The organism is Enhygromyxa salina, assembly GCF_002994635.1.
GTDB classification, from domain to species: Bacteria; Myxococcota_A; Polyangia; order Nannocystales; family Nannocystaceae; genus Plesiocystis; species Plesiocystis salina_B.
In genome coordinates this window covers 150,404-169,022 of record NZ_PVNL01000013.1, presented here as the reverse complement: position 1 = coordinate 169,022, position 18,619 = coordinate 150,404, and the positions used below count along the sequence as shown (strand labels likewise).

Genomic DNA, 18,619 nt, shown 5'->3' with positions numbered 1-18,619 from the left:
GCGTCAGGTCCGGCCGAGGGGCGACGCTCCGGCCCGTGAGCGTACGGCGCTCAGGACGTCGGCACGTTCACGTCGCGCGAGACGAACGCCTCAGGGTGCTCGATCGCCCATTCCACGAGGGCCTCGGCGAGCTCCTCCGCCGGTTCGGGCCGACCAAAATCCGGCCCGGCGACCAACCTGCGATACTCGATGAAGGCCCGGATGGGCTTGTCATCATCCCATCCGCGCGCGGCCTCGAGGCGCTCGAGCGCATTGGCGAGCTCGATGAGCAGCTCGCCATTTTCGACGGCCCCGACCGCGCGCCAGGCTGAACCGATCGATCGTGCCGCGCCGGGACCATGATTCCATACGAACTGATCCGCGCCACCGTTGAAAAAGTCGCGCTCGGACTCGAACAGGCCCGCGATCGCGGCGACGACCACCGCGGGGGCCCAGGGCGGATCGGCAGATGCGAGGCACAAGACGTGCGAGAGCTCGGCCTCGCCCGCTCGAACTGCCAGCTGGGCAAACTCCAGCTCGTCGGCATCATCAGAAGATTTTGCAGTCAGGGTGGGCCTCCTTCAACCGCTCGATCACCCCAGCGGGCAATGGGTTGTCGCGTATCCGGATCTCACGGAGCGAGGTCATCTCGAATAGCGCGTCCGGAAGCTCGGTCAGGCCAGAGTACCAGATCGAGAGGCGCTCGAGCTTGGTCAGTCGCCCGATGTCTGCGGGCAGGTGCGTCAAGCTTGGTGAGGCGAGCCACAGCTCGCGCAGCGACTCGAGCTCGAAGATCACGGGGGACGGTGTCGCCCAGGGCAGATCGCCCAGATGCAGGAATGTCAGCGAACTCAGCTGTGCGAACGAGTCCGGCAGACCTGCGAGCGGATTGCCGTGTAGCCACAGGGTGCCCAGGTGGGTGAGTCGTCCAATGTCCGCTGGCAGGGTCACGAGCTCGTTGTCGCCCAAGCCGAGCACCTCGAGCTCGGTCAGCTTCGTGACGACCTGTGGGAGCGTCGCGAATTGATTGCTGGCGAGCTGTAGCTCACGCAGGTCGCCGAGGCGCGCGAGCTGGTCTGGCAGCGTGGCGAGGCGGTTCGAGGTGAGGTCCGCCTCGCGTAAAAAGAACACCCCTGCGATCTCGGGCGGTACCTCTGTGATCTGATTGTCGCGAGCATCGATCACGCGCACCGACGCGAGCCGCCGGATCGCGCGAGGCAGCCGCTCGAGGCCCTTATTGCTCAGGTTGAGTCGCTCGCCGTTGACCTGGGCACGCAGCGCGGCGACGCCCATCGCGTCGTCGCGGTCGAGCACCGCGGCTCGTCCAACGCCCCCGCGCTCGGCGAAGGCGGGGACCAGCGCGTGCTGGTCGACCGCTGGGACCGCGCGCATCGCTGTGATCACGCGTCGGAGTCGAGTCGCCGTGAGCAGCCGCGGTGCCGTGTCCAGTCCGGTCTCGCGCAGGGCCTCGGTGAGCGCGGGATCCTGGCGCGCACGAACCACCCGCCGAGCGACCCGGGCCAGCGTGGCGTCGCGCTCCTCGTCGCCGCCCCATCCGATCGCGATCAGGCGCGCCATGCCGGCTGCCGAGATCGGGGCTTCGGCGACGGCCTCGACTGCCGCTGCCGCGACATCGCCTCGCAGCGCGAGCTCAGACGGCTCGGCGGGCGGTGGACTCGCCGGGGGCGTGGCCACGATGCTGACCTCGTCGATCAATTCGCCACTTGGCGACCAATCGCTCAGCGTCCCGGCCCACTCACCCGCTTTGAACTGGGCTCGTCGTGCCAGGGTTCCGTCTCGGTAGAAGCTCTCGGTGGTTCCGTGAAGCTTGCCGTTGGCGTACGCGAGCACCGCTCGCAGGGTTCCGCCCGGATAGAACAGCGTCGTCGGTCCGTGGGCGAGGTTTTGTCGATATGTCTCGATCGCAAGGCGGCGCCCGTCGGCGTCAAACACCTCGAGCGGTCCTTCGCGGCGGCCCTGGCTGTCCCACCTACCTGCCAGCCACGTGCCGCTCTTGCTGTTGCGAATTGCGTGAGCGGGGACGCCGGACGGTCGGCTCGGGAGCGGCGTCCCGTCGGTCTGCAGCGCGGTCCCGTCGGCGCCGAAATAGCGGATGGTCGTGAAGTGGCCGTTGATATAGTCGTACTCCGACCGCACGATCTCACGGCTGATGCCGCCAGCGTGCATGTTCTCCGTCGTGTAACCGGTGGCCGCAAACAGCGTGTGTTGTCCGTGAAGTTGGCCAGCCTCGAAGCTCCCGGTCTGCGAGATCTCGCCGGTCTCGTGAAACCGGGTGAAGCTGCCGTGCGGCTGACCGTGGCGGTGGTATGTGGCGCAACACCAGGTTCCGTCAGGTCGCCAGTAGCGGACTTCACCGTGGAGCTCGCCGTCGGGATCTCTGTGGCCATGGACCCACTCGTTGTCTTTGGCCGACCACCAGGCCTCGGACGGTACGGCGGCAGGGCGCACGCGCGAGTCGACGGGGTGGGGCTTGGTCACGATTGGCTCAGCGTACCAGAGGACGCTCCGCTGTGTATCGGGTAGCGTCGAGCAAATGCGCCGCCTACCTGTGTTGCTCATCGCGTGCTCCATTGCGTGCTCGCGTCCTGTCGACGAGCCGGTGGCGTGACGGTACCCGCGGATCCCTACTGAGCCGAGCCGAATCGCGCGACTTCGCGGTGGTCACCGATACAGCTTGGTAGTGGTTGGCAACGATCTTCCAGGTCCGCCGACGCCACAATCGGCATCTCGGGGACCTCATCGGTGTCTTGCCGCACACCGTCCCACCGGCACTCAGACCTCCTGCCCGGCCACGCGAAACACCGTCGCGTAGACCACGGGGACCAAGACCAAGGTCAGGATCGTGGCGAACCCGAGCCCAAACACGATCGTGACGGCCATCGACACGAAGAAGGCGTCGGTGAACAGCGGGATCATCCCGAGCATGGTCGTCAGCGCGGCCATGCCGACCGGACGCACGCGGCTGGCCGACGCCGCGATCACGGCGGTGAACCGGGGCACGCCACGGTCGATCTGCAGGTCAATCTCGTCGATCAGCACGATCGAGTTCTTGATCATCATGCCGACCAAGCTCAGGAGCCCGAGCGTGGCCATGAACCCGAACGGGTTGTCGGTGAGCAGCAACCCCACGGTCACGCCGACGATCGACAGCGGCACGCACAGCCAGATGACCAGGGCCTGGCGCACGGCGTTGAACAGCACGATCGTCATCAGGATCATCAAGACCCCGAACAGGACCACGCTGAAGGCCATCGCCGTCCGCGCGTCCCTCGACTTCTCGTACTCGCCGCCGAGCTCGAAGCCGTAGCCCTGGGGATAGTCGATCGCCTCGATGTCCGGGACCACGCGCGCGAGCAGCTGATCAGCGAGGCCATCGAGCGGCGGGTCGGCGTGGATCGTCATGGTCGGGAGCCGATCGCGGCGGCGGATCAGGTCGTCGACCTCGACGATGTCGACGCCAGCGACGACCTGCCGGATCGGGATCCAGCGCCGGGCGGTCGGGGACCAGACCTGGGCGTTGCCGAGCTTCGCGACGTCGTCACGCTCGCGCTCGGGCGCGCGGGCGATCAGCGGCAGGAGCTTGTCACCCTCGCGGTAGACCCCGATCGTCTGGCCCTCGAAGGTCGCGTGGATCGCCTCGGCCACGGCCCGACGATCGACGCCAGCGAGCCGCGCGGGCTCCTCGGCGAGCAGCGGCCGCAGGGCCTCGACCCGCTCGCGCCAGTCGTTGCGGACCCCGCGGGCGCCCGCGTCCTCGAGGATGTCCATGACCTGGCCCGCGAGCGCTCGCAGGCGATCGGGAGCGGGGCCGCTGAGGCGGATCTGGATCTTGCCGCCCTCGCCGGGCCCGAGCATGAACAGCTTGGTGTTGCCCTCGCCGGCGACGAAGCGGGTCTCGAGCGCGGCCTGGATCTCGGCCTGGAGCCCGGCGATCTTTGCGTAGTCGTCGACGTCGACGAACAGCTGACCGTAGCCGCCGTCCGGCTCCTCGGGCGCGTAGGTCAGCAAGAAGCGCGGCGCGCCCTGGCCGACGACCGTGGCGACCTGCGTGACGCCGTCGAGCCCGCCGATCCAGGCCTCGATCTCGCCGAGCTGGGCCTCGGTCTGCTCGATGTGAGTCCCGCGCGGCGCGAAGTAGTCGACCATGAATTGCGGGCGGGTCGAGTCCGGGAAGAAGCTCTGCTTGACCTGCCCGAAGCCGATCACGGCCGCGGCGAACAGACCGAGCGCGACCAGCAACGTGAGCCCGCGGCGGCGCATGGCGGCTGTCAGCACGCGCTCGTAGGCCCGGGCCAGGCGCGGGCGCTCGGCCGCGTCGACGACCTCCGGCTGGGCTCGCGGCGGCCGCAGAAACATCACGCACAAGACCGGCGTGACCGTCATCGCCGTCACCCAGCTCAGCGACAGCGAGTAGAGCAGGACCTGGTAGAGCGACCCGCAGTACTCGCCGGTCGCGTCGTCGGAGGTCCCGATCGCGGCGAAGCTCAAGATCGCAATGATCGTTGCGATCAGCAGCGGGGTCGCGGTCTGCTTGACTGTCGCGACCGCGGCCGTCCGCGCCGTCTGTCCCTGCGCGAGCCCGGCGAGGGTCCCGTCGGTCACGACGATCGCGTTGTCGACGAGCATCCCAAGCGCGATGACCAGAGCCCCGAGGGAGATCCGCTGAAGCGCGATGTCGCCGATGTCCATCAAGATGAAGGTCCCGCTGATCGTCAGGATCAGGACGCCGCCGATGATCAGCCCGCTGCGCAGGCCCATGAACAGCAACAGCACGACGATCACGATGCCGACCGCGGCGGCGAGGTTGATCGTGAACGCGTCGATCGCCGCGGTCACGGCCTGGGACTGAAGCGCGATGACGTGAAACTCCACGCCGTGGGGCCGGAGGTAGTCCAGCTCGGCCGCCCGCGCGCTCAGGGCCTCGCCCATGGTCACGACGTTGCCGCCCGGGGCGGTCGAGATCGCGAGTCCGAGCGCTCGCTCGCCGTCGACGCGCAGCAGCTGCGCGGGCGGGTCACGGTAGCCACGGCGGATCGTTGCGACGTCGCCGAGCCGGACCAGCGCGCCGGTCTGCGGGTTCTCGATGAGCACGGCCTCGTAGTCCGCGACCTTGCGGACCCCGCCGCTGGGCGCGATCCGGACCAGCTCGGGACCAACCTCCACACGCCCGCCGTCGGCGACCAGGCTCTTGGCCGCGAGCACACGCCCGATCTGCTCCGGCGACAGCCCGGTCTGAAGCTTGGCCGCGGCGCTCATCTCGACGTAGACGACCTCGGGGAGCGCCGCCACGAGCTCGACCTTGGCGACGTCCGACACCAGCAACAGCGCGCGACGCAGCTGCTTGGCGTACGCCTCGAGCTCCGCGGGGGCATACTCGGGCCCGGTGATCGCCACGAACACGCCGAACACGTCGCCGAAGTCATCGTTGACGACCGAGGGCCCGGCGCCGGGCGGGAGCTGGCCCTGGACGTCGGTGACCTTGCGACGCAGCTCGTCCCAGACCTGCGGCAGCGCGGTCGAGTCGTAGTGATCTTTGATCGTGACCTTGACGATCGACATGCCGGGCATCGAGTTGGACCGGACGTACTTGGTCTGGGCCAGGGCCTGGGCGGCCTGCTCGACGCGATCGCTGACCTCGGCCTCGACCTCGGCCGCGCTCGCGCCGGGGTAGGGCGTGACCACGAGCGCGTCCTTGATCGTCAGCTCGGGGTCCTCGAGCCGGGCCAGGCTCATGAACGAGATCAGGCCACCGATCAGCAAGATCAGCGCGAACGTCAGGGTCACGGTCTTGGCCCGGATCGCCAGCTCCGCGAGGTTGAGCGCGCCGTTCATGGTCGACCGTAGAGATCCTCGAACCGCGACACGACGAGTCCGTCGCGCAGCGCGTGGACACCCGTCGTTGCGATCAGCTCGCCGCCGTCGAGGCCCGAGGTGACCTCGATCGAGCCTCCGCTCGCGGTCCCGGTCTCGACGGCCACGCGGGCCACGGTCATCGTCTCGCGGTCGATGACCCACACGTGCGCGCCGCCGTCGTCGGACCCGACGAGCGCCTCGATCGGCACGAGCACGGCCCCGGCGTCGACCGGCTCGCGCGCGAGCCCGGCGACGAGGACCCTGGCGGTCATGCCCGGGGTGATCATCACGTCCTGCGGCGGGTCGAACGACCAGGTGACCTCGTAGGTCCCCGTGATCGGATCGGGGACCGTGGCGATCTCCTTGAGCCGCGCGGCGATCAGCAGATCCGGGAGCGTGTCCAGGACCACATGGACGCGGCCGGCGGCCCGCTCGCTGCGCTGCGCGACCGTCAGGCCCGGCTCGGCCGCCGCGTAGTCACGCTGCGAGACGTGGGTGACGATCTCGAGGCTCGTCGCGTCCTGAATGACGACCACGGGCTGCTTGGCCGCGACGCTCTGAAAATTATCGACGAGCTTCTTGGCCACGGTCCCGGCGAAGGGCGCGACCAGCTTGGTGTCTGCCAGTGCCTTCTTGGCCTCGGCGAACTCGGCCTCGCTCACGGACAGGGATCGGGTCCGCCGATCGAGCTCGGCCCGGCCCACGGCGCCGCGCTCGACCAGGGTCGCGCTGCGCTCGTACTCGGTCTGGTCGTAGCGAAGCTGAGCCCGCGCGCGATCGAGGCGAGCCCGAAAGTGCCGCGCGTCCAGGCTTGCGAGCAGCTGGCCCTTGGTGACCGGCATGCCCTCCTCGACCGGCAGCTCGACGATGTCGCCCGCGACGGCGAACGACATCTCGGCGTTTTGGGTGGGCTCGACGCGACCGGGCCACTCGCGGTTGAAGCCGCTGTCCGCCGCGCCGACCTCGAAGGTCTTGACCGGGCGAGTCGCCTCGGCTGACTCGGGCGCTTGCTCGCCACAGGCGGGCGAGACCAACGAGCACAGAAGACTGAGCAGCGCGGGCGCCCACGGACCACGGCGCAACGTTGGCATGAGAGTGGGGTGGCACGTTTTGCGGATCGGACAAGCGAACACATCCGGCAATTCCAAGTTGACACTTGGTATCGTCGCCTCGCGATTCGTCGCCGACTATGCTGGACACGAGATGACGCGGGTGGCACCACACGAGCGCAGCCGCGAGGGTCGCTTCATCGCGCTATTCGTGCTGACGCTGGCACTGCACGTCGCGCTGCCGATATTTCGTGATGTCGGGTGGCTCAACCTGATCGCGGGCGCTGGCTTCATCGCGGTCGTCGGCGTGGCCGGCTGGCTCACGATCGATCGCGCTCCGTTGCGGGTCGCCTACCTCGCGCTCATGCTGGTCAGCGTGCTGTCGACCGCCGGGCTGATCGCCAGCGATGACAGCCTGAGCTGGCGCGGCGCGTGGCTGGTGTTTCACGCCGCGCTCATTGGCCTGACCGCGATATTGGTCATTCGCTGGACGATCCGGGCGCAGCGGGTCACCGTCGACACGATCTTCGCGGCGCTGTCTGGTTACTACCTCCTGGGCTTCACCTGGGCGCTGATCTACGCGATCGCCGACATCGCGCTGCCGGGCTCGTTCAACGTCGAGCTTGTCGACGGCGCCCGCCTGGATCGGGCGTTCTATTTCAGCTTCGTGACCCTCACGACTCTCGGGTTCGGTGACACCACACCGACGCACCCGCTGACGCAGGCGCTGGTCGCGACGCAAGCGCTGATCGGGCAGATCTATCTCGTCGTGCTCGTCGCCCGTCTCGTCGCCACGCAGGCCAACGCTGGCCGTGAGTCAGGCGCCTGCGGAGGGTGAGCCCGCCCCGCGCCGCGATGAAGCGCGCGACCCGGGCCGCGCGAGTGACTTGGGCTTGGCCAGCCAGACCCCGTGGCGCTGGGGATCGGCGTCGCTGACCATGCAGCTGGTGAGATCGCCGCCGCGGGGGTCAGGGCGCTCGTGTCCACGAGCGCGCGTGGGCGGGGGACGGGGTACTCTCTGACCGCATGTCGAAGCGAGACGCTCCCGAGCACGACGAGACTCGCGGCCTCACGCGCCGCGGGTTGTTTCGCAGCATCGGCGCAGCCACGCTGGTGGCGGGCTGCACCACGGACGATCCATCGGTCCACCCCGAGCAGGCGCCGACCCCCGACGTCGACGGGGCGATCGGCCTGACGCCCACCCCGCTCGAGTTCGTGCTCGATGGCCAGCCCCAAAAGCTCGAGGTCGAGGCGCGCACCACCTTGCTCGACCTGCTGCGGCTGGATCTGGATCGCACGGGCACCAAGGTCGTGTGTGATCGCGGCGCGTGTGGGGCCTGCATGGTCTTGGTCGACGAGGTCCCGCGCAACAGCTGCATGCTGCTCGCGCTCGACGTCGCCGGGGCCTCGATCACCACGGTCGCGGGGCTGGGCAAGTCTTCGCAGCTCTCGGCCCTGCAGCTCGCGTTCGTCGAGCACGACGCGATGCAGTGCGGGTTTTGTACCTCCGGGATGTTGATCAGCTCGAGCGCGCTGCTGCGGCGCAGCGCGGGTCAGCCGCTCGAGCGGGCCCAGGTCGAAGACGCGATCGCCGGCAACCTGTGCCGCTGCGGGACCTACCCGCACGTGGTCGACGCCGTGCTGTCTGTCGCCAACGGCCCCGGCGCGGCCCGGCGTGGCTCCGAGCTGCTGCGCGCCAAGAAGGGAGGTGCGTGATGCCAGACAAGACCAAGCTCTCCGTCGGCTACGGCGCCAACATTCAGACGATCAGCGTCGAGCTGCCGCCGAGCGAGCCGCGACCGTGGGACAGCGTCGACGAGATGACGGTCGTCGGCACCCCGCTGCCGCGGATCGACGGCCCGCTCAAGGCCAGCGGCGAGGCCCGCTACACCCACGACATCACGCTCGAGGGCCTGCTGCACGCCGCGGTGCTGCGCTCGCCGTGGCCGTGCGCGGTGGTCAAGCGGATCGACGTCACCCCGGCCACCAAGCAACCCGGCGTGGGCGCAGCGATCGCGCTGGTCGAGGTCGGTGACAAGCTGATCTTCGCCGGACAGGACGTCGCCGCGGTCGCGGCCTCGCGCCCCGAGCTGGCCCGGGCCGCGCTCGCGTCGATCATCGTGGAGTACGAGCCCGCGCCCTTCGTGGTCGCGACCCGCGACGCGATGCGCGACGGCTCGCCGCAGGTGCATGACGCCGCCGTCGAAGAGCGCCGGACCGGGGCCGACGAGCCCGGGGCCGCGGAGGCGCAGGGCAAGCTGCAGGGCAACGTCCGACCGGGCCGCAGCCAAAAGCGCGGCGACGCCAAGCGGGCGCTCAACAAGGCCCCGGTCCGGTTCGAGGCCACCTACACGACCCAGTGCCACACCCACAGCGCGCTCGAGACCCACGGGCTGGTGGTCCAGTGGTTCGGCAAGAAGACGGTCACCGTGTGGGCCTCGACCCAGTCGATCTTCGGCGTGCGCGACGAGTTCGCGGCGCTCTACGGGCTCGAGCCCAGCAAGGTCCACGTGATCACCAACTTCATGGGCGGCGGGTTCGGCTCGAAGTTTGGGGCCAACGCGTCGGGCACCGCGCTCGCCAAGATCGCCGGGGATCTGGCCCGGGCCGCCGACAAGCCGGTCAAGCTGATGCTCGAGCGCGGCGAGGAGCACCTGTGCACGGGCAACCGGCCCGACTCGATCCAGCTGGTCAAGCTCGGCGCCACCGACAAGGGCAAGCTGACGGCGATCCACGTGCAGGCGCACGGCTCGGCCGGGGTCGGGACCGGGGCCGGGGTCGGGCGCAACGCGGCGAGCGTGTACACCAAGGTGCCCGACGTGCTGGTCGAGAGCGCCGACGTGTTCACCCACGCGGGCCCGGCGGTCGCGTTTCGGGCCCCTGGGCACCCGCAGGGGGCGTTTGCGATGGAGTCGGCGCTCGACGAGCTGGCCCGGCAGCTGGGCATGGATCCGATCGATCTCCGCCTGGCCCACGACAACCACCCGGTCCGCCGCTGGCAGCTCGAGCTCGGGCGCGAGCGCTTCAACTGGGACGCCCGCCGCAAGGCCGCCGCCGACATGCGCGCCCGCAGCACCCGGATCCGCAAGGGGGTTGGCTGCGCGGTCTCGATCTGGGGTGACTTCGGCGGCACCGAGGCCCGCGTCACGATCGAGATCAGCCGCGATGGTCGGGTGGTCGTGAAGAACGGGGTCCAGGACATCGGCGGTGGGATCGGCACGATCATGGCGCAGGTCACCGCCGAGGTGCTGCGGCGGCCGGTCGAGACCATCGAGATCCAGATCGGCGACAGCAAGCTCGGGCCCGGCGTCGGCAGCGGCGGCAGCAAGACCACGTCTTCGATCACGCCTGCGGTTCGCAACGCGGCCGAGCTGGCCAAGGCCGAGCTGGCCGAGCTGGCCACGACCGCGCTCGCGGCCACCTCGACCAAGCACCTGCGCTGGACCGCCGAGGGCGTGAGCGTGGGCCGCCAGACCATGAGCTGGGCGGATCTGTGCAAGCGGATCGAAGGCGAGGCGATCGTCGCGGTCGGGTTTCGCGGGCGCAACGCGGCCGCCCACCCCAAGTCGTTTCCTGGGTTCGAGACGCCCGAGATCGCCGGGGTCCAGTTCGCCGAGGTCGAGATCGACACCTGGACCGGCGAGGTCCGCTGCACCGAATTGCTGGCCGTGCACGACTGCGGCCGGGTCATGAACGAGCTCACGCTGCGCTCGCAGATCAACGGCGGGATCATCTTGGGCATTGGCTACGCGCTGATGGAGGAGCGGGTCATGGACCCCAGCCTGGGCGTGATGCTCAACGCCAACCTCGAGCAGTACAAAGCCTGCGGGGTCAAGGACGTGCCGGACATCTCGATTGTGCTGACCGAGGTGATCAGCGGCAACAACAGCACGGGCGCCTACGGGATCGGTGAGCCCGCCACGATCCCCACGGCCGCCGCGATCGCCAACGCCGTCGGCGACGCGCTCGGGGTTCACGTCCGCAGCCTGCCGATCACCCCCGCCAAGATCCTCGACGCGCTCGAGCAACAGCGCCGCGCCAGCCAAGAAGGAGCCAAGTGATGCAGCCGTTTGCCCTGATCCGAACCAAGCGCATCGAGCGGGCCCGCGAGATCGTGCGGGAGAAGCCCGAGACCCGCGTGCTGCGGGCGGGCGGCATCGATCTGCTCGATCGCATGAAAGAGGGCATCGATGAGCCCGAGCTGCTCGTCGAGCTGCGCGAGGTGTTGTGGGCCGGGGCCAAGCTCGCCGACGGGCAGCCCCTGATCCCGCCCGACACCAACCCGCTGCCGCCTGCGCCTCGCTACGCGGAGGTCGGGGCGCTGACGACCCTGGCCGAGCTCGCGGCCGCGGAGCTGCCGGGCCTCGACGCGCTGCATCAGGCCGCCGGTCAGGCCGCGACCCCGGGGATCCGCAACACCGCCACGGTCGGCGGCAACCTGCTGCAGCGGCCGCGGTGCTGGTACTTCCGCCACCGCGACCTGGTCTGCCTCAAGAAGGGCGGTGACACCTGCCTCGCGATCACCGGTGACAACCGCTATCACGCGATCCTTGGCGGCGGGCCCAGCTTCATCGTGCATCCCTCGAGCCTGGCGACCCCGCTGCTGGCCCTCGATGCCGTCGTCTCGGTGTTCGTGGGTGACGCGAAGGGGTCCGTTCAGCAGCTGGTGCCGCTCGCCGAGCTGTTCGTCAGCCCCGAGACCGACCCCACCCGCGAGCACAGCCTTGGCCCCGGCGACCTGCTCACGCAGGTGTGGATCCCCGTGCTCGACGACATGCGCAGCGCCTATCAGGCGGTACGGGAGAAGCAGTCTCACGACTGGCCGCTGGTCGAAGCTGCGGCGCGCCTGCGGCTCGACCAGGCTGGCAGCATGCGCGACGTTCGGGTCGCGCTGGGCCACGTCGCGCCGATCCCCTGGAACGCCAGCGAGGCGGCGGCGCTGCTCGAGGGCCAGGCGCCCAGCGTCGATCTGTTCGCCAGGGCAGCCGACGCCGCGCTCGCCGACGCGGCCCCGCTCGACGGCAACGCCTACAAGATCCCCATGGCCAAGGGTCTGCTGCGCGAGGTACTACACCGCGCGTCTGGCCTGGCCCTTCCCGAGTGATCCCGAGTCCCTCCAAGCCCAACGAGAGCCCCCATGCCCGAGTTCACCCGCGTCGACGACTCCCGCCCGGTCTGCAAGCACCTGCGCACCAAGGCCCTGCATGCCTATGGCGCCCAGACCCACGACGCCTTTCACACCAGCCGCTCGAGCAGCTATCAGTGCCTGAAGACCTGCTTTGTGACCGGGCCGGATCGTCAATTGTGCGTGCCCGAAGCGTGTCAGCCGGGCCGGACTTGCTTCGAGCCCCGCTGAACGCTCAAGTTGCGAGGTCGGACGGGCGGCGCGGCTGATCGAGGCTGGATCGGGCCGCGTGGTACTCCTCGATGATGCCAGCGTAGTCCGCCGCTTCGTAGCGCGAGAACAGCTCGGCGAGCAGGTGTGGCTTGCGGTAGGGCGAGACGCCGAGCTCCTGCAGCAGAATGTCGATGTACTGTTGAAAGCGGGTGCTGACGGCGCACGATCGTGACGGCTCAAAGTTGATATTGGCCCGCTTCCACGCCCGCACGTGCTCGATCGCGGCCTCCATTTGTTCGATCGGCGGCAGCACCAGCTCACCGCGGATCATCGCGCTGATCCACAGCGCGCCGACCTCGGCGGCGGGCACGTGCATGAAGCCATGGTTGTAGCCGGCGAACGCCATCCGGGGGATCCGCGGGTGCAGCAGGTGACGATAGAGCTGCACGCCGTCGGGCTCACCCTCGAGCAGCTCGCGGTAGCGCGCTGGCATGAACGGAAACACCGGAGAGCCCGAGCCCAGACACACGACCACGAGCTCGCAGGGCAGCTCGGTGCCGTTGGCGAGCACGATGCCGTCTTCGACGAAGCGCGTGACGACGCCGCGGTGCGGGGTGATCTCGCCGCGGGCGACGGCCTGGTGGTAGCGCAGCGGAGCCAGAGCCGCGGCCGAGCGCATGTCGGCGACCAAGGTGTGATCCGGCAGCAGCCGACGGATCCGGGCGCGGCCCTCCGGGCCGTGACCGAGCGCGGCGGCGCGATACTGCAGCGCCACGACTGCGGAGACCGTCGCCCAGAACCCCCGCACCACGGGAGCGAGCCGATCGTGCAAGAACCGCGAGCCAGCGGTTGGGTGGGCCCAGCTCGGGACCATCACCGAGCCAAACCGCGGGAACAGGGCGAAGCTGAAGTGCAGGCCAGCGATATACAGTGGGATCAGCCACCGGGGTGTTCGAAACACGTGCTCGACCCGCGAGCCTCGGTCGGCCGCGAACGTGGCCAGGTCGACGGCGGACTTGCCAAAGCCGACGACCGCGACCCGCTTGGCGGCGAGTCGGTCGAGATCGTCTATCTCGCGCTCGGTCACGACCTCTCCACGAAACAGCTCGCGGTCGGCGATCTCGAGCTTGGCCTTGGGCTGGGTGTACTGCCCGACGGCGACGACCACATAGTCGAACTCGGCCGCTTCGTCGCCTCCCGGTCCGCTTACGGATACCCGCCAGCCGTGGGCGAGCTCGGTCAGGGACACGACCTCATGCTGGCAGCGGACGTCGATGCCGATGTGCTCGACCGCGGCGGCGAGGTAGCGAAGGATCTGGCTGCCGGTCGGGTTGTCGTCCGGGGGAAACGGCCAGGGGAACCCGGCGAGGTGATACTGACTCGAGATGTTCTGCAGACGGACGTCGGGGTAGGCGTTGGCCCAGACCCCGCCGATCTTCTCGCTGCGCTCGAACACCACCACCTCGTGACCGTCCCGTTGCAACGTGGAGGCCCAGGCGATGCCCGAGATGCCCGAGCCGATGATCGCGATTCGCATGGGCACAGATTATGCCGATTCGGCGGGCCGCGAAATCGAGACTTGGCGGTTGCCCCAGTCATTGCCGCTACCCGGCAGCACCGGGACACTCGGGCTCTCGGTCTTGGCCGCCTCGGCGTGTTCGTGGTCCCGCTCGTGTAGGGGCGACCTCGAGCTCGTGCCCCCTGCTGCGAACTCAGGCTGTTGCCAAGATGCCTTCGAGACGAACGTAGCTGTCTTCCATCCCGTGCTCCATGCCGGTCTCGAGCATCGCCGTGCGGGTCGCGGCATCGGGGAGGCTCATCCGCATGACCATCAACGTGCCGTCGCCGTCGGGGGTGAAGGTCGTCTCAATGCGGTTGTCGGGGGTGGGGTCAGGCAGGTGCATACGCTCGACATGGACACTGCGCCGCGGCGGATCGAGCTCGAGGATCTCGCCGGTGAGGTAGAAACCTTGGCCCTCGCCATTGGCCCACTCATAGCGGATCTTGCCGCCGACGCGCTGCTCGTTGATGCAGGTTGGCATGGTCCAGCCCTCGGGACCGAGCATCCACTGCCGGACGAACTCCGGCTCGAAGTGCGCGCGGAAGACCGCTTCGGGTGGGGCGGCGAAGTGGCGGGTGACGACCACACCGGTGTCGCCTTCGAGTTCGAGAGTCATCTTGCTCATGTCGTTTCGTCTTTCTGCTTGGTCGCGAAGGTGGGGCTCGCCAGCAGCTGGTCGAGTCGTTGGTAGTTGGTTTCGAGGGCCTTGCGGAGCATGGCGAGGTAGGCGTCGAGCTCGGTCAGTGCGGCGGGGGCGAGTCGGCACGGCCGCTTTGTGCCGTCGACGCGACGCTCGATCAGGCCCGCCCCTTCGAGCACCTTGAGGTGCCGTGAGACCGCGGGCTGCGAGATAGCGAACGGCTCGGCCAGCTCACCGACGGTCGCCTCGCCCTCGACCAGACGAACCAGGATCGCCCGGCGAGTCGGATCGGCGAGGGCCGCGAACGCAGCGTCAAGGCGGGGTGCAGCGCTCATTTTCAGTGCTTAGCTGATCGGTTATATAATGTCAAGGTTATATTTTGATGAGCTTCGGGCGGATGTCGAGCGGGTTTCTGGGTGATCCCCTCGAGCGCTGTCGGCAAAGCGCTCGAGGGCCGACGAGCTGAAGACAGTCCCCTCCGATTCCGGCCCGCGCGTTGGAGCGGGCCGCGAGCACGCCATGGTCGCGCAACATGTGAAGCCTCGCTGGCGGGATCAGGGCGGACTCCTGCGAGATGAGGTCGATCGGGTCGAGCAAGACCGCGTGCACAGAAGGAGTCGCCGCCACCCCACTCATTGACGCTACTCGGCAGCACCGGGACACTCGTGCCATGCCCAGCCGCCCTCGCGCTCTCGGTCTTGGCCGCCTCGGCGTGCTCGTGGTCCCGCTCGTCGCGCTGGGATGCCGAGCGCTGCCCTCGGTACCGGCCGACCGACCTGTTGCGAACCAACCGGCGAGCGGCCCAGCCACCGCGCCCGCGTCTGCGCCCGCGCTGACTCAGCCGGCGGCGCTGCCCGAGCTCCCACCCGAGCCGCCAGCCCCCACCGCTGCGGTTCCTCCAGGCACGCCGAAGGCCGAAGGGTGGATCTCCGACATGGTTGCGATCGACGAAGATCGAGCGATCGTCCGGTTCCTGGTCCCGGGCCCCGATCACGAGAAACAGTGGTGGATCGCCCTCATGCGGCGCGATGGCTCGCTCGCGTGGGTGCAGCCGCTCTCGGGCCAGCTCGCCGCCAACGAGGGCGTGACCGGTATCGAGATCATCCAAGACGCGGTCACGGTCATGACCTCCACGTTTGTCGGTGACGATCCCGAGCTCGAGCTGCACGGGTTCGCGCTGGCCGACGGCGCGCGGCGGTTCGAGATTGCCCACGGCCAGGGCTTCGCATCGGGCGTCGCCAACGACGGCGCGCGTCGGTTTGATCTACGCGTCCACTACCCCGCGAGTCTGGGCGTCAGGCCAACGGCGGAGCTGGTCGCGACCTCCAGCACGAAGCAGCTGTGGCGCGCCTCGATCCCGATCTCACCGGCGCCGGGTCCAGATCCCACCCTCGTCGACGACTCGCTGGCGGTGCGCGTCGAGAGCGGAGACGACGACCACGCGTCCTGGTGGGTGTTCGAGCGCAGCAGCGGTACGGTCCGCGGCGAGCTACAGGCGCGGGTTCAAAGCTGCAGCGACGGCGCTCGGTGGTTCGTCCGCAGCGATGACGGCCTGCTTTTGGTCGACCCCAAGACGGTCGCGACGCGCGACGCGGTCCCAGCAGCGTTACAAGCGGCGGACCTCGTCGGCACCTGGATGCTCGACGACTGCGCGGTGATCCCAGGCGCGGTGGTCGTGCTGGCGTCGAGGGGCTACCGCAAGGCGATGGTCGCCTTCGACCTGGAGACCTTCGCCCCGCTCGGTCACGTCGAGCTGGGCGCGGCGTACGTCGGCAACAATGGCTTTGATCCCATGCCCGCTCGCATGCACGCCAAACCAGCGTTTCCAGTCATGACCCATGATGGCGCGCGCGAGATCATGGTGATCGATCCGATCGCGGGCCAGCTGCTCGAGCGCTGGGGCGGGAACGACGATGGCAGGATCGGCTATGCATTCATGGATTGGTCCGGCGGCTACTTGGCGTCGACGACCCACACGCTCGCGGTTGTCGACACGCGCAGCGCTAGCCTGGCGGGCCTCGCCACGATCCCCGAAGATGTCTCGCTGGGCTCGCAGCAGATCGTGGGCTCGACCTTGTGGCTGCCGCCCACGGGCCCGCTGCGGCTGGGCGCTCGGGCGCCGCGCTTGATCGATCTGAGCGCGGCCGCGTCCGAAGATCTCCGGGGGGCCGTGTTGTTCGATGTCCACGCGATCGCGCCCAGTCCGGTCCGCGGTCGCGCGCAGTGCCCCGACACGACCGCGCCCTTGACCGGTCCTGGCACGGGCAGCGACGGCACGCTTGGGCCTGTCGCGCAGTCTCGCCTGCCCACGTGGGACCTCGACATTCTCCACGAGGCCGCGCGCATGCACGCGTGCGCGCCCGGCTCGGCGCCGTCTTTGTTGCTGGCCTGGTACGTGATGGAGGATGACCGGCCGCTGCGCAACGACTACGCGCTGGTCCTGGTCGAGAACACCAGCCACGGCCCTCCAACATTCACGATCGTGCAGGCGAGCCGGCACGCCAACAACCGCGAGTGGACCGTCGGCGTCTCGCCGCACTCGAACCGCGAGGTCGTCCGGAGCTTCGACCACCGGCCGACCCGGCGAGAGATCGACGCGTTCTTGGCCCAGAGCGACTGGCACTTCGACCACGACTGGGGGCGTGTGCTCGCGGGCAATGTGCTCGACGCCGAGTGGATGGCGGCGACCGGGCACAGTCCGTGGCGCTCGTTCCCCAAGGGGATCGAGCGGCCGGACTGAGCTGAAGCGCCTGAGCTCGCGCGGGACGTCACTGCTGAAAGCAGTAGAGCGCCGCGGTCAGGTTGCACCCGCCTCCGCCACACGAGGTCCAGGTGTCATCGTTCAGCGCCGTCGTTCGCCCGATGGTGCCGCTCGACGCATTCGAGCTCGAGGAGAAATTGTTGCAGTTATTCCCGCTGTTCATCCCGTTGCCAGACGTCCCCGTCCAGACGATCCGAACGCTGCCGCCACACATGCTGGCCGTGTCGATCGAGGGGGTCCCCAGCTCGGTCCGCGCGATCGAGGCGTCGAGCGAACTATCAATCAAATCGAGCCAGCTGTCGGCGACCTTGGTCCCCGTCACCAGCACATACGGCACATTCGACTGGGTGAAGCGCCCCGCCGGGGTATTTTGATTGGTGGAGAGCCACGCCATATAGGTGCCCGGCAGGTCCGCAGCTTCGGCCAGGTCATTGCAGATCAGGTCGGCCCCCGCGAGGCCGCCGAGGTTGCCATTGTGTTGGGTGCTCGTGGCAAACACGTAGCGCTCTTCCCACAGACAGGTGGGTGAGCAGCCGTCGTTCGCCGAGGTGTTCTCGTCGTCGCACTCTTCGCCGGGCTGGAGCAGGCCGTCGCCGCACGCGGCGGCCACGCAGGCGTTGGTGCAGGCGTCGTCGTTGACGTTGTTGGCGTCGTCGCACTCCTCGACGCCGCCCTGGACGTAGCCGTCGCCACACGTTGCGACCACGCACATACCCACGCACGCGTCGGTGTTGAGCATGTTGCCGTCGTCGCACGCCTCCATGCCCTCGTAGATGATCCCGTCGCCGCACGCCGCGTCTTCACAGACATTGGTGCACGCGTCAGTGTCGACCAGGTTGCCGTCGTCGCAGTCTTCGACCCCGGCGTGGACGAAGGTGTCGCCGCACGCCGCCGCGACGCACAAGTTGGTGCAGCTGTCGGTGTTGTCCATGTTGCCGTCGTCACACGCCTCCCCGGGCTGGACCACGCTGTCACCGCAGCTCTCGAGCGTGCAGCTGCTCGAGCAACCGTCGCCATCGCTGGTGTTGCCGTCATCACATGCCTCGGTGCCTGCGAACACGAACGTGTCACCGCACTCCGCCAGCTTGCAGGTGGAGATGCAGCTGTCGGTGTCGACCATGTTGCCGTCGTCGCACTCCTCGCCGGGGTCGACCACCCCGTCGCCGCACAGACCGCTGGGATCGCCGTCGCCATCGCCGGGATCACCGTCGCCATCGCCAGGGTCGCCGTCACCATCGCCGTCGCCGTCGCCGTCGCCGGGGTCGCCGTCACCATCGCCATCGCCGCTGGAGTCGGTGCCGACGCTGTCGGCCTCGACGATCGGGCCCACGCAAGACACCGCGAGCGAGCAGAGCAGGGAGCAGGTCAGGACGGAGCCAAGCCGGTGCGGATGCATGGCGGCATTTGAGCCGAGCAT

General features: G+C 68.9%; 14 protein-coding genes. 6 read left to right on the top strand and 8 right to left on the bottom strand.

Translation table 11 applies throughout. The features are described 5' to 3' along the window. Positions 1-50: 50 nt before the first annotated feature. The 4 genes from ENSA7_RS02850 to ENSA7_RS02835 all read right to left on the bottom strand — a co-directional run bounded on the left by ENSA7_RS02850 (position 51) and on the right by ENSA7_RS02835 (position 6,944). Positions 51-461: a hypothetical protein gene (locus ENSA7_RS02850; RefSeq protein ID WP_146157258.1), complete on the bottom strand. Its 411-nt coding sequence runs from the start codon at positions 459-461 to the stop codon at positions 51-53. A gap of 67 nt (positions 462-528) precedes the next feature. After that, positions 529-2,478 (bottom strand): leucine-rich repeat domain-containing protein, encoded by a 1,950-nt coding sequence (locus ENSA7_RS02845; protein WP_181233013.1) that lies wholly within the window; start codon positions 2,476-2,478, stop codon positions 529-531. Positions 2,479-2,772: 294 nt separating this feature from the next. After that, a complete protein-coding gene (locus ENSA7_RS02840; RefSeq protein ID WP_106087645.1) occupies positions 2,773-5,832 on the bottom strand; it encodes an efflux RND transporter permease subunit in 3,060 nt (1,019 codons plus the stop codon). Beyond that, complete coding sequence (locus ENSA7_RS02835; protein ID WP_106087644.1) at positions 5,829-6,944, bottom strand: efflux RND transporter periplasmic adaptor subunit; 1,116 nt, start codon at positions 6,942-6,944, stop codon at positions 5,829-5,831. Before ENSA7_RS02835 ends, ENSA7_RS02840 begins: the two co-directional genes overlap by 4 nt. Positions 6,945-7,056: 112 nt before the next feature. On the opposite strand from ENSA7_RS02835, the gene ENSA7_RS02830 reads away from it, so the two are divergent. From ENSA7_RS02830 to ENSA7_RS02810, 5 genes are all read left to right on the top strand, one after another. Beyond that, positions 7,057-7,740, top strand: a complete 684-nt coding sequence (locus ENSA7_RS02830; protein ID WP_181233011.1) for a potassium channel family protein — start codon at positions 7,057-7,059, stop codon at positions 7,738-7,740. Positions 7,741-7,928: 188 nt separating this feature from the next. Then, complete coding sequence (locus tag ENSA7_RS02825; protein ID WP_106087643.1) at positions 7,929-8,618, top strand: (2Fe-2S)-binding protein; 690 nt, start codon at positions 7,929-7,931, stop codon at positions 8,616-8,618. Beyond that, positions 8,618-10,963, top strand: coding sequence for a xanthine dehydrogenase family protein molybdopterin-binding subunit (locus ENSA7_RS02820; protein ID WP_106087642.1), 2,346 nt, complete (start codon positions 8,618-8,620; stop codon positions 10,961-10,963). Before ENSA7_RS02825 ends, ENSA7_RS02820 begins: the two co-directional genes overlap by 1 nt. After that, positions 10,963-12,006 carry an FAD binding domain-containing protein gene (locus ENSA7_RS02815; protein WP_146157257.1) on the top strand — a complete coding sequence of 348 codons (1,044 nt, stop codon included), beginning with the start codon at positions 10,963-10,965 and terminating at the stop codon, positions 12,004-12,006. Before ENSA7_RS02820 ends, ENSA7_RS02815 begins: the two co-directional genes overlap by 1 nt. A 33-nt stretch (positions 12,007-12,039) precedes the next feature. Continuing rightward, complete coding sequence (locus tag ENSA7_RS02810) at positions 12,040-12,258, top strand: hypothetical protein (RefSeq protein ID WP_106087640.1); 219 nt, start codon at positions 12,040-12,042, stop codon at positions 12,256-12,258. A gap of 4 nt (positions 12,259-12,262) precedes the next feature. Here ENSA7_RS02810 and ENSA7_RS02805 read toward each other — a convergent pair whose 3' ends face one another. From ENSA7_RS02805 to ENSA7_RS02795, 3 genes are all read right to left on the bottom strand, one after another. After that, positions 12,263-13,777 (bottom strand): flavin-containing monooxygenase, encoded by a 1,515-nt coding sequence (locus ENSA7_RS02805; RefSeq protein WP_106087639.1) that lies wholly within the window; start codon positions 13,775-13,777, stop codon positions 12,263-12,265. Positions 13,778-13,952: 175 nt separating this feature from the next. Further along, positions 13,953-14,426, bottom strand: a complete 474-nt coding sequence (locus ENSA7_RS02800; protein WP_106087638.1) for an SRPBCC domain-containing protein — start codon at positions 14,424-14,426, stop codon at positions 13,953-13,955. Continuing rightward, the gene (locus ENSA7_RS02795) at positions 14,423-14,776 is read right to left on the bottom strand and encodes an ArsR/SmtB family transcription factor (RefSeq protein ID WP_106087637.1); all 354 of its coding nucleotides are present in this window, start codon (positions 14,774-14,776) and stop codon (positions 14,423-14,425) included. The genes ENSA7_RS02800 and ENSA7_RS02795 overlap by 4 nt, the downstream gene beginning before the upstream one ends. A gap of 335 nt (positions 14,777-15,111) precedes the next feature. Between ENSA7_RS02795 and ENSA7_RS02790 the strand changes: the two genes are divergently transcribed. Beyond that, a complete protein-coding gene (locus tag ENSA7_RS02790; protein ID WP_146157256.1) occupies positions 15,112-17,181 on the top strand; it encodes a hypothetical protein in 2,070 nt (689 codons plus the stop codon). A 28-nt stretch (positions 17,182-17,209) separates the two neighbouring features. Here the strand turns inward: ENSA7_RS02790 and ENSA7_RS02785 are convergent, their stop codons facing one another. Beyond that, positions 17,210-18,619, bottom strand: a complete 1,410-nt coding sequence (locus ENSA7_RS02785; RefSeq protein ID WP_106087635.1) for a DUF4215 domain-containing protein — start codon at positions 18,617-18,619, stop codon at positions 17,210-17,212.

Coding starts and splice junctions, on each gene's coding strand:
- ENSA7_RS02840 (WP_106087645.1), bottom strand. CDS start 5,832: ATGAACGGCGCGCTCAACCTCGCGGAGCTGGCGATCCGGGCCAAGACC.
- ENSA7_RS02835 (WP_106087644.1), bottom strand. CDS start 6,944: ATGCCAACGTTGCGCCGTGGTCCGTGGGCGCCCGCGCTGCTCAGTCTT.
- ENSA7_RS02830 (WP_181233011.1), top strand. CDS start 7,057: ATGACGCGGGTGGCACCACACGAGCGCAGCCGCGAGGGTCGCTTCATC.
- ENSA7_RS02825 (WP_106087643.1), top strand. CDS start 7,929: ATGTCGAAGCGAGACGCTCCCGAGCACGACGAGACTCGCGGCCTCACG.
- ENSA7_RS02820 (WP_106087642.1), top strand. CDS start 8,618: ATGCCAGACAAGACCAAGCTCTCCGTCGGCTACGGCGCCAACATTCAG.
- ENSA7_RS02815 (WP_146157257.1), top strand. CDS start 10,963: ATGCAGCCGTTTGCCCTGATCCGAACCAAGCGCATCGAGCGGGCCCGC.
- ENSA7_RS02810 (WP_106087640.1), top strand. CDS start 12,040: ATGCCCGAGTTCACCCGCGTCGACGACTCCCGCCCGGTCTGCAAGCAC.
- ENSA7_RS02805 (WP_106087639.1), bottom strand. CDS start 13,777: ATGCGAATCGCGATCATCGGCTCGGGCATCTCGGGCATCGCCTGGGCC.
- ENSA7_RS02800 (WP_106087638.1), bottom strand. CDS start 14,426: ATGAGCAAGATGACTCTCGAACTCGAAGGCGACACCGGTGTGGTCGTC.
- ENSA7_RS02795 (WP_106087637.1), bottom strand. CDS start 14,776: ATGAGCGCTGCACCCCGCCTTGACGCTGCGTTCGCGGCCCTCGCCGAT.
- ENSA7_RS02790 (WP_146157256.1), top strand. CDS start 15,112: ATGCCCAGCCGCCCTCGCGCTCTCGGTCTTGGCCGCCTCGGCGTGCTC.
- ENSA7_RS02785 (WP_106087635.1), bottom strand. CDS start 18,619: ATGCTCGGCTCAAATGCCGCCATGCATCCGCACCGGCTTGGCTCCGTC.